The 15,840-nt window shown below is 54.1% G+C and carries 12 protein-coding genes; all 12 read right to left on the bottom strand.

Annotated elements, in window-relative coordinates; translation table 11 throughout:
• Positions 1–553 precede the first annotated feature (553 nt).
• Positions 554–994 carry a type IV pilus biogenesis protein PilM gene (gene pilM / locus P2T68_RS29515; RefSeq protein WP_073451684.1) on the bottom strand — a complete coding sequence of 147 codons (441 nt, stop codon included), beginning with the start codon at positions 992–994 and terminating at the stop codon, positions 554–556.
• A gap of 411 nt (positions 995–1,405) precedes the next feature.
• Positions 1,406–2,722 carry a shufflon system plasmid conjugative transfer pilus tip adhesin PilV gene (pilV, locus tag P2T68_RS29510; protein ID WP_056791284.1) on the bottom strand — a complete coding sequence of 439 codons (1,317 nt, stop codon included), beginning with the start codon at positions 2,720–2,722 and terminating at the stop codon, positions 1,406–1,408.
• Complete coding sequence (locus tag P2T68_RS29505) at positions 2,712–3,653, bottom strand: ATPase, T2SS/T4P/T4SS family (RefSeq protein ID WP_106118565.1); 942 nt, start codon at positions 3,651–3,653, stop codon at positions 2,712–2,714. Before P2T68_RS29505 ends, pilV begins: the two co-directional genes overlap by 11 nt.
• A gap of 10 nt (positions 3,654–3,663) precedes the next feature.
• The gene (locus P2T68_RS29500; protein WP_032905001.1) at positions 3,664–4,179 is read right to left on the bottom strand and encodes a type 4 pilus major pilin; all 516 of its coding nucleotides are present in this window, start codon (positions 4,177–4,179) and stop codon (positions 3,664–3,666) included.
• Between the two features lie 20 nt (positions 4,180–4,199).
• A complete protein-coding gene (locus P2T68_RS29495) occupies positions 4,200–5,342 on the bottom strand; it encodes a type II secretion system F family protein (RefSeq protein WP_056791290.1) in 1,143 nt (380 codons plus the stop codon).
• A complete protein-coding gene (locus P2T68_RS29490; RefSeq protein ID WP_056791293.1) occupies positions 5,332–6,891 on the bottom strand; it encodes an ATPase, T2SS/T4P/T4SS family in 1,560 nt (519 codons plus the stop codon). Before P2T68_RS29490 ends, P2T68_RS29495 begins: the two co-directional genes overlap by 11 nt.
• Before the next feature lie 12 nt (positions 6,892–6,903).
• Positions 6,904–7,473: a type IV pilus biogenesis protein PilP gene (pilP, locus tag P2T68_RS29485; RefSeq protein ID WP_073451680.1), complete on the bottom strand. Its 570-nt coding sequence runs from the start codon at positions 7,471–7,473 to the stop codon at positions 6,904–6,906.
• Positions 7,463–8,794 carry a type 4b pilus protein PilO2 gene (gene pilO2 / locus P2T68_RS29480; protein WP_106118566.1) on the bottom strand — a complete coding sequence of 444 codons (1,332 nt, stop codon included), beginning with the start codon at positions 8,792–8,794 and terminating at the stop codon, positions 7,463–7,465. Before pilO2 ends, pilP begins: the two co-directional genes overlap by 11 nt.
• Before the next feature lie 3 nt (positions 8,795–8,797).
• On the bottom strand, positions 8,798–10,606 hold the full coding sequence (locus tag P2T68_RS29475) for a PilN family type IVB pilus formation outer membrane protein (protein WP_277378661.1): 1,809 nt from the start codon (positions 10,604–10,606) through the stop codon (positions 8,798–8,800).
• Positions 10,606–11,748, bottom strand: a complete 1,143-nt coding sequence (locus P2T68_RS29470; RefSeq protein WP_106118568.1) for a TcpQ domain-containing protein — start codon at positions 11,746–11,748, stop codon at positions 10,606–10,608. The genes P2T68_RS29475 and P2T68_RS29470 overlap by 1 nt, the downstream gene beginning before the upstream one ends.
• A 165-nt stretch (positions 11,749–11,913) precedes the next feature.
• A complete protein-coding gene (locus P2T68_RS29465) occupies positions 11,914–13,869 on the bottom strand; it encodes a DEAD/DEAH box helicase (RefSeq protein ID WP_106118569.1) in 1,956 nt (651 codons plus the stop codon).
• A complete protein-coding gene (locus tag P2T68_RS29460) occupies positions 13,866–15,746 on the bottom strand; it encodes a hypothetical protein (protein WP_106118570.1) in 1,881 nt (626 codons plus the stop codon). The genes P2T68_RS29465 and P2T68_RS29460 overlap by 4 nt, the downstream gene beginning before the upstream one ends.
• Positions 15,747–15,840: the final 94 nt, after the last annotated feature.

The following is a 15,840-nucleotide window of genomic DNA, read 5'->3' as shown; positions in this document are numbered from 1 at the left end:
CCACCTGTGTGGGATAAAGGCGTCATCGATCCCTGGGCTGTGATCTGAACGTCTCACTTCCTACACCTGGCCGATTATCGTGGCTGAGGCCAGCAAACATAAGGCACGCATCCGCGCACAAAGGGAGCCCTGCGTTTCGCCGGCGGGCCACCGGCAGGGAAAAGCAGCTACCAAAGGGTAGCCTGATAATCCTTCGCAAGATTATCAGGCTACCCTTTGTGTGAGCTTTAAAAAATATGGGCCACAACACCAGTGTGGCCCTGAGATTACTGTGCTTCGAACCTCAACAAAGCTCTATGTGCCTTTGAACTCGCAATTCACGAGTTAGACGGCTGCGTGTCTGGCTTGAACAGGGAGACACAGGGAGAGCTTTGAACCAGATCCGCACGCCCTTCCCGGAGCTCAGCGTGCTTTGGGGATGGAGATGAGGCGAACCGCATCTCCGGGCGCTACTGATGACCGCCAGTAGCCAACGGGGTGGAAACGTTGTTGCGTGCATTATGTTGTTAGGCTGGGCGATATGCAACATAGCCAGTGTTGACCTGGGCTTTGGTCAGTTCACTGCAGTGACGGCACCGTCGGGTACAACAGATGGAATGGGGATACCGGTCACTCCCGCTTTCGGGGAGACAAGCACTCCCGCGCGATTTACACCAACGGTAGTCGACTGAGTCAGATCGACCAGCGTCGATGGCATCCCTGCCGGCGCCGTGTCGTTGTAAAAGGTGTAGGCTGTGCCACCATTAATGAAGGAAGAAACGCCTGAAGGTTTGACAAACCAAAGCGGGAGGTTAAGAACTGAATCGCTGGGTATGCCGCTAAAGCCTGGGTTGGACTGTGCAAATCCTGCAGCAGCTGACCGATAAGTTAAAAAATTTCTACTGAGTGAATCAAGCGTCGCATATTCCGAAACTGCTTGAGTCTGGTATCGATCTTCTGCCCACATACCGGTGACGATGACCAGTATCATGAGAATAGCCCATTGTAAGGTCATCGTTTGGTCCCCCTTGAATCAACTGTGAAAAGCTTGTGTCCTACGATTACAGCAAAAAATATGCGCAGGTGGATAAGACGGCTACTAGTAATCCTATAGTCAAAAGAAGTCGGCGTAATCGAATTTTACGTCGAGATTGTAGCTTGGAAGCAATCATCGTGGATGTTTCTACGTAGGTAAGCAGATACCTATCATTTGCCGTAGGTTTGAGACTGTAAGTGTAAGCGCCGACTTCAAATGTCTCTCTTCCTTGCAGTGCCTTACTCCATAAAGGAGTGGAGCATATTCTACTTCTAGTCTCGAACCAGCTTTGCAGCTCATCTCGACTATATTGAGCACCATTCTCCAAATTATTCTTCATCACACTTCTCTATCGTACATTGCGCTCAATGGCAGAGCGTTTATGTTGAATTATTTGAAGCAACTCCAATAAAAGAGTCCCGGCCAAGTAAGGCGAGATGTGTTGAGAAACCACCCACTATCATTGCGAAAGATGTATCCGACCTCACTGTCTCCAACGCCGAGTGCGCCGGTAAGGGAACACGATTTCCAGCTTGTATCGCCGAGTGTGCAAGTTAGACTTCCCTTGTAGGGAGCCTGGCAACTTCCTTGAATTAATTTAAATTCCCACCCATTGTTTGCAGTCCAAACACCTTTTTGACATGATAAGATTATGCCAACAGCACTTTTTGCGATAAGTGTGCGATCACTGCACGCTGTACCTTCGGTTGCAAGCCCACCTACCGAGACATATTCGTTGGTGGCAATACGATCGTAGGCCGTTATTTTGCCGGTTGAAGTGATCTTTCCACCCCAGAGCTGGCCGCCGGTTGAGAAGTTTTTGTCGTTGTACACCTGGACCCAATCGGGGCTGTTCTGATAGATACCACCTCCCCATTTTTCGCTGTACCAGCCAGTGTCGCCCCGAGTTCTGAACCATCCACCCGTGTAGGTTTCGCCCGTGACGTTCGCGGTCGCCGCGTTTACATTCGCGGTGGCTGTGACGTTGCGAGCTGTCACGTCGGCACCAGTCGTAACGTTGCCAGAGGCGGAGATGCTCCCTGCGTTATTAATGTTGTGGTTGCCCATACCAAGGTCAGTATTCATCGTGTTGAGCTCAGGATGGTTTGGCACAGCATTTCGATATAAGTAATCGTTGGCCAAGGCGCCGTCCATGAGAAACAGTGCACTGGCAGTGTGGCCTGGCCCAGGTGTAATGGAGTAATTACTCAGCGCGACTTGCCAGCCACCGCGGATGCCTTGAATGACGTTAGGGTTGGTTGTAGATATAAAACCACCAGGTCCTCCAAGGTTTTCAGCAATGGCACGCACACCCATTTCTGGAAGCGTCTGTCCGCCCGTAGTAACCACAATCGCTTCCAGCTGATTAGGATTGGGTTTACGGGCAAGGCCTAGGATGGTCTGCCCGAAAACATTGGTAGAGCTGAAACCCGCAGGCAGGTAATTAGAGTTGATGAGCATCGGCACCGTAATTTGCACTGGCACGGTCGCCGACGCGTTGGCGAGCACTACGTTGAAATTGTCTTTCAGGTACTTGGCCTGGGCCTCTGAAATAGTGCGCTGTTGATCGGCCGCAATTCGATAATCCTGGGCATCCATTTGTTTGATTTGCCAAACCATCGCCAAGGTCACCACGACACCAAATACGAGCAACCCGATTGCCATATCCAGGCTCAAGAAGCCCTGTTGTTTATTCTTACTGGTCATTCCAGAGGCTCCGCGAAGATTGGTTTGCGATGTCTTGGCCGAGCAGGGTGATCTTTCCTGAGTGGACTTTTTCGCGGATGCTAGGCCCGTCCTCGCCCGTAAAGAGCAGGCTTTGAAGCGTCAAACGCCGGCCCCCGTCACTATCCATGGACAATGACTGATGAATGACAGCCACCAGGCCTTTGGAAAGCAGCTCTCGGGCGTTTTTCAACAAGGGCTGGCCTAGGGCTGCTAAGCGTTCAATGCCATGCGTGACGCTGCCGGAATGGCCAGTACAGATAATGAGATGACCGTTGATTGAGGCCTGGATGACTTGCGCAGCAGTTGGCCCATCACGTACCTCACCCACAAACAGAAAGTCCGCCCTCGTTCGCAGAGCAAGGACTAAGGCTTCTTCGTAGCCCCCCATACGCCTGGAAACAGGGACTTGTATGCACCGACCTTCTCCATGCCTACCATGTAGAAATGGTTCGGGTGGATCCTCTACCGCCAGGCAGATGCCGCCCCAAGCCTCAAGGCGGGCTTTAACAAGGGATGCAGCACTTGAGGTTTTCCCTGCACCCATCTCTCCGCAGATGAAGATTAGGCCGCGTATCGTGTCGCTCATCAGAGCATTCTGCAGGTGATCGGGCAGGCCTAGCATGTCCAGCGGACGAATTTGAACCGACGACTTGCTGAGGACAAAAACCGGCTTGCTGTTTACGTCTATCAACTGTGTGACTCGAAGGACAACGCCATCTTCGAGCAGCGCAAACTCCGGATCCAGGGTCGCGGCGTACTTCTCTGCGCATAGTTGACGGATTCGTTCTAGATCAGCCCGCCATTCTAAGGGCGCCTCAACTCTTCGCGCTTGTCCAGGGAGACCCTTAGCGTCCGCAAAACCATCGCCCAGATACAGGTCGACGAACTGAGCTTCGGAGATAACGCTCACTCGGCGCTCCTTAGTATGAAGTCCAGGCGATGGTATTGGCATCCGATGAGCAACTGGTCGCAGCGGCTACCGCTGTGATTTCGCCGGCAATGGCAGTACCACCGTTGATCGCCGTCGTGGTCTGTTTGTCCTTGGCCATGTTGGAAGCCAGCGTGATGCAGGCATTCTTTGGAAGGTTGGATTCGGTGATGGTGAAGGTCATACCATTACTGGTCACAGTAACGGCTCCGTTCCAACGGTTGGATAAGGCGTTACCATTAATGCTCATACCACCCGTGGCCTCCAGGTTGATCAAGGACGGGGCCAGGTTGGTACCGGCTGTTGCGTACCCGGTTGTGCTTTTCAGCCTTTTGGTATTGCTCAGCAAGGTTCCCAGGTTGCTCTGTTCAATGGTGACGTCCGAGCTGCCGAACGTTCTGTACCCCATGAACACGATAAAACCGAGTGCCACGGCGATCAGCATCAGCCAGAACATCCCGTCCAGGGAAAGAAATCCGCGTTGGTTTTGGCGGGTATTTGTTCTCATCTTTACGACCTCATTTGGGTTTATTTAAGCGTTTCTGTCACATTGCCGGCCAACTGGAAGATGCCGATCACCACCAGAATCATCATGATTCCCATGGCCATCGAGGACACCCCAATAAGCGATTTCGCGATGGCCTCGACACGCTGGAGCGTTTGCTCCAGCCAACGGTTGGAAAACCTTTCCATCGACTCGGCGAAGCCTTTGCGGGTGGCGAGCACTTCAAGAAAATGCATGGCCATGGGGTCTGGAAATTCATGGCCCGCGAGTTTTAAGGCGGTACCGAAGTTCTTGCCGGCACTGACGCCGTAATGAATGGCGCTCAACCGTTCCTTGAGCCACGGAGATGCGTTGCGCTGCAGCGACTTCAATGCGTCGAGCTGGTTGATGCCTGAGCGCAACATTACGGCCATGTTGAGCAAAAAGATGGAGCCGTGAAGCGCCTTGTAGACCGACCAAGGGGGAAGGCGCTCTGCCCGAACTCTCAGGACCTGGAGCAATTTGTTCAACTGTAGCTTCCATGACGGGCTGGCGGCCGTGATCTGAAGTCCGCAAAAAACCGGCAGGGTGAAGATCGATACCAGGATGAAGATGACGACCGCGATCAGGGTCACCAGTCCGTAGTGGGTCACGAAATTCGATAGGGCGTAGAGAAACGCCGGTACACCCGTCCAAGCTTCGGGGTTAGACCGACGTGTCATGGAGGGCACCATCCACGCGGCGATCACATACAGCAGTGCTGCCATAACGCTCCATACCACCGAAGGGTAAACCGTGGCTGAGGCCACCAGCTTGCCGATCCTCTGGCGTATTTCAATAATCCTCACGCAGTCTCGAAAGGCCTGCACCAGGTTGCCGGTCTCCTCACCAGAAGCGATTAAAGAGTTTTCGTCATAAGGCACCCAGCCTTCGCATGACACGCTGAACGACTTTCCTCCTTTGACCGATTGCGCGATTTCACGACAGGCAATCGATACGGGATGCCGTTTTTGGCCGTTATCACTGAATGCTCGCGCAACAGTATTCAGGGCATCTTCAAGTGAAACGCCATCCCCATGGATGCCCATAAGGCTTTCATAGAATTGGATTCGCTCGTTCTTACCGAACTGTTTGGCGTAGAAGGTTTCTGCCCAGCGGTTCAGCATCGCTCTGACGTCACTCATCATGAGCGAGCTCCAGGGTTTGCCGGTCAAAGTCCAAGGGCCCCACCATCATTTCTGCATGACGTGGATCTACCAAACCTTGTTTGATCTTGAAGATTGTGTGGGCAGTTTTGGTGATGCCGCCCATTTCCTTCACCCAGTAACGACGTGCTGCACTGGCCCCTTTTTTATTGAAAACGTGCATGAAATTGAGGTCTGTGATGAGCGCTTCTGCGGCTACCGTACGATCAATGACGCCCAAACCTTTGCAGTGTGGGCATCCAGGGCCTTTGAGATAGGTCAGATCGACCGCATCCAGGATGTGGAGGCGTTGCGCCAATGCACCGTTGAGCTGGTCCAGATGAGCAGCGGCAGGTACACGACAGTGAGGGCACAGCACGGGAAGCAAGGATTGATTGACGATGCTGGTCGTCAGCGCGGGATCTGTCACAAGGTAGCGGTCTACCCCCATGTCGATTAGCCGCTGAAGCCCTGCCACTGAGTTATTGGTGTGCAAAGTGGAAGACACCAGGTGCCCGGTCATACCGCCACGATAAGCCGCTTGGGCCGAGGCCAGGTCTCTGATCTCCCCATACACCAAGACATCCGGATCGAGTCGCATCGTATTGGTGATGCCATCACTCCAGGTCTCCCCTGAGCCCAACGGGGACTGGTTGGCCATGATTGGATATTCAGGTGGATCTTCCAGGGTCAAAATGTGTTTTGTGCCACCACACTCTTCATAGAGAAGGTTCAAGTTGACCTGCTGAGTCTTAGATTTGCCGGATCCTGTGGGACCGGTGACCAAGTTCACGCCATAAGGAAGACTGCGGATACGGCTGAACGCCTCAATTTGCTCAGGGAGAAAACCGAGGGCCTCAAGGGTCATCTTGGTTTTGTCGTCATACAGCAGACGCAGAACCATCAAAGGACCCTCTACGAGCGGCCTGGTCGCAACCCGAGCACCGAACAGACCAAGTTGATCCACATAGGATCGTTTTATACGTGCGTCCTGGCTGACTTGTGGCTGGTAGTGGTCTTTTGCAACATCACACATGCTGTTGTAGAGGGATGAGCAGAGCTCAAGGCCCACCTGACTTTGATGCTGCTCTGCCTCCCACAACAGCCCGTGGATGCGAAAGAAGATCCTGGTGATGTCCTGACCCACCACAAAGTGAACATCGCTGGCATTATCCCGATGGGCTTTGCCTAGCAGCTGCACCACCTGCGCCTGGCGTTTGGTTTCGGTTGTCGAGAGGGCTCTGCCATTGGCGTCGTCATTCGCCTGGTAGAGCGCCTTGATCGTGCTCATCGGGCAGATCTTGACTTCAAACTGATGATTCTTGTGTTCTAACTCATCCTCGAATGCCATGACATAGGCATCCGTTTGGTGCTGGGCGGACACATACAGAATTCCATCGCTGGTCAATGCGCAAAGCTGACGTAACTCCGGTCTAAGCTCGAAAGCTCCGCCAGGCGCGGTGAGCAATTGCTGGTGTGAATTCAGCAGCGCGGCAGCGGCTTCATCGAGAACTGGTTCCGCTTCAGTATGTATTTCAGTCAAAGTCGTCATTGGCTCGTACCCTCACCGCTGTCCTTGGATAAACCCGGGCAGCGTGCTGGCTGACGGGATACTACTGGAGACCGGGTTGCTACTACTGGAGGCGCTTCCCGGTGGAATATTGGAAAACCCGAGCGGGAAGCGCTTGCCATCACGTTCAAGTGTCACGCTATCCAGGGTGAGGTTCGCCACGCGGTAGCCTCCTGGGAGTTCCCGCGACGAGGCGTCAGCGTCCACTTCAAATCCGCTGCTGTAGAGCAAAGTGGCACGCAGCCGCCTTGCGGAGCCGAATATGGCTTTAACGACAGGCAGTTCTTGCTGGGTATCGGTAGCGCGTGTGGCGGTAATAGGGGGGGGGAGGAGGCCTTGAGGGACGAATGAGGCTGGAGACTGAGCGGTTGAATGGTTGTCTTCGCCATTGATTGACCGCTCAGCTGCTGCTCTCTCAGCTTGGGCTTTAAATAGAATTGTCTGACTCTGAACGGTAGCCAGCTCCCCGACATTGATGCCTGAGAGATTGGCTTCTGCCGTCCAGCCCAGTGATGGAGCGATAGCAATTGCCGAACAGAGAAAACGCACAGTTTTATTTCGCATAGAGGTCACCTGTCACTGTCCAACGAAGGTGGCCAGTCTCATATTTGGTCTTTATTTCGCTCAACCGTAGGCCTTGAGCGGGTGCACCCGTGAGAGCGTCCAGCGGCGTTATTCCAGTCTCATAACGCACCTCAAACTGTCTCCACTGAGGAGGTGGCGGTGGAGGTGGCGCAGGTTGGCCTGGCACTGCGGGCTTTACTGGAACCACCACAGGGATTTCCTTAAATGTGGGTTCTTGCGAAAAGTTGTGTAGCCACGATGACAAGTTCGCCAACATGTCATCAGTCGCCTTGAGAGGTTCGTCACCAGCAGCAGGTAGCGATATGTCGATTTTTAGGAGCGCCAGAGATTTGCTTTCGTCAAAGGCTGGCCCGCCTGGGAAATGTCCCTGGGTTGCTTTGATGAGGTTGTCAGCTGTGCTGTTGCCGGAACGCTTGTATGAGGAAACCACCTGGGCGCCGTTGCAAAGCGCGTCTGTGAATTCCCATCCCGCAATAGAAAGCGGCAGTTGATAAATAACGCGGCTGCATTGCTCCAGAAAATTGTCGACAGAAGGGCGTTTAGCCCAAGGGTGCTCCAACGCCTGGGGCAGCTGTTCGACGCCAGACTCTTGCTGCAGCCTGGCTAACTCTGCCAGGCGAAGTTGTTCGGCCTGGAAAGCTGCTTCTTTGGCAATCCGGTCCTGATGACTCTGCCATTGAACCCAAGCGATGATGCCGGCAGCGATCAGCGCACCAACAATCGTCAGTTGCACCAACTCTGCTTTGGACAGCCCAAAGACAAGTGGTCGAAGCCGGTATTCGCGTTTCAGGTGCGAGGGTTGCAGTAGCTCTTCCACGTCCAGTGGTTGACCACCCATTTCAAACTCTGTGGGCAGGTACTCTTGGTCGAAGTTGATGCCGCGACTGCGTTGCTGAACGACTCTACGACGAACCTCGGCACCGGTGCCGATCATGTCGCATCCAGAAATCACACCTCCTTGATACACAGCGACAAGGGCGTATTGGTCGAGGTCAGCGTCCGTTCTCCAGGCCGCAATCCACGAGTCTCCCAATTGACCAGCGAGCGTCGCTGCGAGGGAGTACATGCCTTTTGTGACTTCGTCACTGCGCGCAACGAAACCGGCCTGGATGATGGCCGGTGTCCTGCGAATGGCAACGATATCTAACTGGTGTTCACGGCCGTACTGCCGTGCTTCTTTCATGTGGCCGGTGACGCTGCCCAATGGATGCCAGCGTAGGCCCGTGACGAACGATTTCCCTCTATGCAGCAGTACCTGAACCCGTGCAGAGCGTGTGCTTTTTGCGATTTCCGCGACCATGAATTACCCCTTAAATGCGCTGCAACGCAGCAAAGGGCTGGGGCAAGAGCCCCACGGATCATTGGCTGCAGGAATACTCAGGGCGCTAGGGCTTGCAGTGTCGCTATCAACAACAGGTGTTATCAGCACGACCAGCACGTTGTGATCCGTGCTGCGGATGCGACTACCGCCCAGGCCGAAGAATCCAGGATCACCGACACCGGACTTGGTCGCGTTTTCGCTGTTCTCCTCAAAGCCGGTCAGAACCAACGTTTGGCCGCTGCGCAATTTGACTTTGGGAGACAGGTTCCTGGTGTCGTAATCGACGGTCTGAACGCTGGAGCCGTTGCTGGTGAACGGGGTGAAGGTGGGTTTGCTGCTCATGCTCAAAGTGACCATCAGCAGCAGGTTGTCCTGGTCGATAATGCGAGGAAGCAACATCATGTTGAACCCGCTGGTGATCGTTGCGGGAGTCAGTGATGTGGACGATCCGACCGAGGCCGTTGTGGTAGTAGAGCTTGAGGCAATATAGCTTTGCACGTTACCGACTTGGATAGGTGCAGGCTGTAAATTCAAAGTTGTGATCGAGGGCGAACGGATGTTTGAAACTCGATACTGTTCAGATAGCGCTTTAATGATCAGATTCGAGCCAGCCCAAGGTGACTTGGAGGTATCTAAAACATTGAACGAGCTGGAGACCGCATTAGTGGTAATTCCAGTTGTGGCATTTTTTAGGGAAAAGCCCCACTTGCTGCTCAGATTAGTGTAAACCGCAGACCAATCTAGGCCTGTTTGATCCTTGTCGGTGAGGGTTACTTCAAAGACTTTGACATTGAATAGCACCTGGCGGGTAATACTGCGGTTAAGGGAGGTCAAGTACTTCGAAACGTTGGAAAGAACCTCTGGGCGATCGCTTACCGTCAAGGTCCCAGTAGACCGGGAAAGGAACATACGACCCTGCGGCTGCTGGCTTAGCATCGCTTGGACGTTCTTTTCAATGTCACCGATCAGCGATGTCTTGATTGAGACGGTGGTGCTCTGGTTGCTGCCAGACTCGCCCGAAGCGCCTGATGATGAAGATCCGCCACCCCCTCCTGAGCTGCCACTGCCAGTGGATGTCAGCAAACCGGATTTCACGGTGCTTTCGATGACTTGATCATCACCAAAGGCCCAGACATCGAACGTTTTGGTATCGAAGTAGGTGACGTGCACGCTGCGATCATCGGATAAATAGTTCCATGCCAGGCCCTGTTGAGCGGTCACCTGATTCAACAAACCAGAAAGCTTGCCGCTGTACTTAATTGGGAATGTACGCGGTGCATAGAACCCATCCATACCCGAAGATCGGGCGTTGCTCGGCATGGTGCCGATGACACCGGCTGGCATGAAACTGGACAGGTTATCCGGCGGAGCAATTACCGGTGGCGAATTAGATCCTGCGTTACCTTGATTGCGAATGGACAGGACGCTTGGATCGATCGCATCTGGAGCCACGATGACTGGAACGCCACACTCGCTGGTGATGTAGTTCGCGACCTCTGCGATCCCAACGTTGTAAGAAGGGCGATAAGTAATGTCGCAATCCATGGCCAGCGGCAAACCGCGCTTGGCGACCAGGGGTTGTTTTGAGACCCATGGCTTGTCGCTGAAAACGACGGTTTCGCGTGCCGGCTCTTGTTGCTGATTGCGCAAGAAACGGCTGTATTGGGAGGCGGTCGCTGCGTCGTTTTCGGCACGGCTGGCCGACTCATTCACGCGCTGCAGCGAGCAGGCGCTGATCAGAGCCATGACCAGTAATGAGGCTGTGCCTCGAATCCAGAGGCGTACAGTCATCATTTTTTCCTCTCTGCGATGTAAACCACCTGCTGTGGTGCCGGGCTGCCGTCTACGATGAATGACCGTGGGGCTGAGTCGTACAGCGGAAAGATCTCTTTGATAGCATCCTCAAAGCTGCCTTCGAATCGAAGCGGTGCATCAATCGGGTAATCCAAGTCGTCGACCTTCCAGATAAGCGTCCACTTAGCCCTTGCTGCCCAGGCTTCCACGGTTTGCCGAAGTGTTGAGCCAGTGGTCGCCGTCCATATCTGGGCCAGCGGCTTTGGAGCGGTTACCACCGCGAGAGCAGGCTTTGACGCGACTGAGGTACTTGGGGCAACGTTTCCAAACTTCTCAATGCTTGCAGGCTGAGTGGTGGAAGCGTTAAGCGGCGAGGTGACTGCCGGGCTCGATGTGGTTTTCCCGAATGAGGTCGTAATAGAGCCATCCTTGGCTGGCACTGCTGGGGTAGATACTGGGGTTGCAGCTGCAGGTGCTGCAGTAGCGGTTTTGATCGGCTCCGGTGAGGGTACGGCGGCGACCACAACGGTGCTGGGCGTTTCGCCGCTGGTAGTGTTTTTCGGAGTCGCTGCAGCCGATGGAGTGGAAGGTACGGAGATGGCTGCCACTTGGGTTGGAGCAGTGCGCGATGTTTCCGGGAGCTGGTAACCAGGACGCAGCACGTAACACACCTGGCGATTCACTTCGTCCACCTTCACCTGCCAGGCCGGACCAGCGAGTACTTGCAGCGTATTGCGCAGTGTCATGGGTCCAAGCTTGTACTGGGCCGCGGGGAGTGGACGCGTGTAAAGGATGTTGACGTGACCGGTGTCGGGCGAGCACAGCGTGTATCCGGAACGGTCCACGACGTACTGCATAGCATCGCGTACATTGGGGTGCATGTTGGCAGGAATGCTGATGTCAATGATCTGAGCCATCAGGTCACGCTGACCCGAGTCAGGCAAGGTACTGACCAGGGTGTAACGGCCGTAGCGCACGACGGGCTCTTTTTCAGGCACGGCGCCGCTGGGGTAGAGGTCCGGCGTCAACATGTCCGGGTTACGGCTGCTATCAAACGCCGGTTTAGGCGTCTGTGGCGTATGGGTTGCGCAGCTGGCAACGAGTGCGAGCAGGGAGAGTGTGGTGAAGTGCCTGATCATGTGCCGAAAGGCCCCCTTTGATGATGGAGGCACAGTGACAGCCAGTCATTGACGACGCAGCAGGAAATAGAGAACTGAGTCTTAGGGTTTTTATGCGAGCGCTAAACCAAGCTGTCTGCCAATAACATTGTGATATTCAGTCTTGGAGAAAGCCTACTGAATTGCTTACAAGTAAGTCAGCAGTTCGGATCTAGTTTTGGCCGCTGCATCGGGCTCGATTAGGTCACTCGCCAGTTGGCGTTTATCAAGCAGCATTTGCCAGAGCATCTGATCAATGGTGTTCTCCACCAGCGGGATTTTCACCACAACCATGCGTAGCTGCCCATTCCGGTAGGCTCTATCCTCAGCCTGATCCAGTAATCCAGGCGTCCAGGGCAACCCCAGAAACATCACATAATTGGCAGCAGTCAAGTTATTTCCGGTACCGGCGGCAGAGGTGGTTGCTGCGAACACTCGGGTGTCAGTATCGCTTTGAAAACGATCGATCGCTTTTTGGCGTTTGCCGACGGAGTCACTCCCTACCACCGTGACGCAACTGTATCCGGCTTGCTCGCACTGAGCACGCAGAGTGCCGACCGTATCTTTGAACTCACAGAACAAGATGACTTTGTCTTCCACATCCAGTTCGCACAGCAGCTCCATGACGACTCGAACCTTGACCTGCTCCAGCAATTGGCGCAGCGAGCCTAGCCTGGCAAGACTTGGTCTGTCTTCAAGGCGTATCCGGTCGTATTCACGACGCTCCTCGACTGACAGCTCTACCGGCAAAGTCTGCCGTTGCTTACCCTTGAGCTCCGTGAGCACGTCTTTGCGGCGCCTAAGCATCCAGTCGCCAATCGCCTCTCGAAGGTTCTTGCGAAACTCTGGGCTGCCGGCGAACTGTTCGCAGAACTCTTTGAGTGACAGCTTCCCAACGGGATGCCCGGAAAGCCGCAATAGCGTGTGAAGTTCTGACTCTCGATTCAGGACGGGCGTACCGGTCAACAAATAGCGATTGGGCACCTTGGCGGCAATGTCGAAGCCATGGCGTGTCCACGCTGCGGTGGGCTCTTTCAGGCGGTGAGCCTCATCAATGATCATCACCTCAAAATGGCCGGCCTGCAGGACATAGTCGCCCAAGCGCTCGTAGTTAACGATGGTCCACTGCAACGAGGGATCAAAGACCTGCTGGCCTATTCTGGCTTCGGGATACACCATCTGGATCTCACGTTGCCAGTTGATAATCAGAGTCGACAAGGTGATGACAAGGATGGGGCTGCTTCCCGCTCGAATAGCCGCGGCGATGATTGCCTGACGTGTTTTCCCTAGGCCCATGTCATCAGCGAGTAAAGCGCTGGTTCGTTGCAGTAAATGCTGGATGCCTGCCGGTTGATGGTCCAGCAATGAATGCCCCGTCAACGCCTGGTCGATTTGCTCGCTAGTGAACTCGGTTCGCTGGATGGATGGCACAGCGGCAAGGTAAACGTCTGTTGAGACCTCTTCATTTCCGATTGGGGCTGCGCGCTCTTGCGGCGGACCTCCGAGGCTGATGCGGGTGACTTCATCGGCCGGAACAATGGATCCGTCGGTCAGCAGCTCCTGCACGGTGTCCAGGATCTCAAACTGATCTTCAGAAAGCCCCAACTCAAGAATGAGGTTGGAACGCACCAGTTCGGCGGTCGAATCAATGCGCCAAGACTTCGACTGGCCAAGGAACACGCCGTGCATACGTCGAGATACCGCGACGGCTCCAGGGTGATAGTCGCCCGACAGCAGAATGCCGCCCTGAGCCAGTGGAGCAATTCGAAACGTTAGACCCCAGGTGAATGCTTGCCGGTCTGGTGATTGTTGTGCTGCTGCAAGCTTTGCAGAGAAGGTCTGCCAGCTCTCGTTGAAACGGCCTTCCGTCAACTCCATCAGACGGTGGAAGAGCAGATCCAGGTCATCCAGCAATTTACCCTTGGGCATTCGCCAGTAGCGATGTTGAGGATGCTCCGCACGGCGTATGTAGAACCCATCACGCTCAAGAAACAGGCGGTTGGCCCCCTCGACGTACTGCAGCAGAATCCCGAAGTCATAACCGTCGAAAATAACCTTCTCGACCAGATGGGGCCGACTATTCAAAAGGCGCGGACGGCTCATGTTTTACTCAAACGCTGGTTGATCCATTCTGTGCACGCTTGAGCGTGCAGCTTTTTCCGGTTTCGATTTGTATAGCGGGGCATGGATAGTGTGTGGTCGGGCCATTCCAGGTTGACCTCGATCTCACCTGATTTGATCTTTGCCCAAAACCATTGGTAAGCCCGGTCAACCCTTGAGCCCGACCTAGGTGTGCGATTGCGGAGCCCTCTCAGCTGTATCGTGACCAAGTGTTTAGAAGTCAATTTTGCCGGTGTCTTGCCCCAGGCACTCTCATCCATTTGGATTTCGGCAGAGGCCAATGATTGTCCGTTTTCGCGTACTGAAAAAAGACGGCAGTTGCCTCGATAAGCGCTGTAGTCGTAACCATCAATGCAATGGCCTAGCGCTCGATGTTCTGCATCAAGGTCCGCTGGGCATTTCAGCTCGACAATTTGCAGCCCATTCGGGCTTACGAGAAGTGTGTCGTTCGAATTAAGCAGCGTCCTCCAGGGCGTTGAAGAGTCCGCTTTTGTTTGGGGATCTGCGGCATCAAGAGCTTCACGTATGTCTATCAGTGCCAGGTGAAAGCCATCCACTAAGTTGGCGATCTGGTGATAGGTAGCAGTACCTATGAAGCTTTTGAGTTTTTGCAGTGCGTCACGGGCGTCGGGTCCGTCGCTTTCATCAACGCTATTAAAAACATCATTCAGATCTTGCAGCCTATCAGCAATTTGAAGCCAATCAGGGTTGGACCACTCTGTCGGACATCCTGAGAACAACCTGCTCCAGTCTTTTGTCTGCTCCAAAAGTTGATAGGGAATCTTATCCAGCAATGCAAAAAAGGTTTTCCAGTGCGTCTTAGTCGAAGGGCGGCGGTTGACCATTGCTGCTCCAAGCAGCAATCGATGCCACGGAGTATCCGGACCTTCACGGCTTATTCGCGTCAATGCGCTGCCGGTATCAAAAACGCGTTGTTGGCCCAAGTACCGAACTGATGTTCTTGGAGCTTGTAAGAGCCATGCCAAGATGTCGTTCAGGGGGAGGCCAGCGTCCGTGATACGGCCCACTAGGCATTCCCTGGATTCCACGCAGTAGTCGTCGTCGCGCAAGATAGGTCGAAACTCTTGAAGTTCATCCCATGGGCTTTCCAGGAAAATCTTTTGCTCTTCGTCCCATGGCCAAGGCCATTGGTTGGCCAAAACTAAGAGAGGGATTAGCACCGGTTGAACCTTGAGGGCTTGTAGTCGACGTACGCGGTCCCCTTGAGCCAGCCAGTTATAGAGCTTTGGGGAAGGGCACTGCGCTGAACGAATAGCGAATAGAAGTTCCTGGTCCAGGCACTGGCAATACTGCTTCAGCGTGCTGCCGATCTGTTTCAAGTAAAACTGCGTGCGCGGGTTGAAGTAACGATTGTTGCTTACCGACGCATCCGAGCCTTTGCGAATAAAACTACCCAGATCCTCAACCGCGAGCGCAACTGCTGCCGCTCGTGCAGACTTGCAAAACGACGTCAGAAGCACATCAGCAAACCAACGCCCCTTAAATCTCAGCAGCAGCTGCTGGGCTACCTGGACGGACGGCTTTTTTTTATGTACGCGATCTTTAGTTACGATCTTGCAGGCCATTAATTGCTGGCCGTCGAAGTACTGAAGCTGGTTGCCGATCCTGGCCAGAACCTGGCGCGTTTGAGCATTGGTACTGTCCCATGCCACACACCAGCAGCGGGAGTGGACATTAGAGTTGAGGTAGTGCTCGATGAACGAGGTCAGGAGGGAAGGTGAGATCTGAAAATGCAAAGCCCAAGTCTGGGCCACTTCAATCTGGCGATCTGAGAACTTTTCCAGCTTCGGCGCTAAGATGCGCAGTCCCAACACCGATTGTCTTTTCTGTTCGCTCACCCGTGACCTCCTCCGCTATTCGCAGAGGAATGTCAGGTACGGAAGAGGTAGGTTCCAGCGTTAATGCATAACACCGTTAGCAGTGAATTATGCT

Origin of the sequence: Pseudomonas sp. G11 (assembly GCF_029457515.1) — a bacterium.
Taxonomy (GTDB): domain Bacteria; phylum Pseudomonadota; class Gammaproteobacteria; order Pseudomonadales; family Pseudomonadaceae; genus Aquipseudomonas; species Aquipseudomonas gorinensis.
This window is presented reverse-complemented; position numbering and strand designations above follow the sequence as displayed.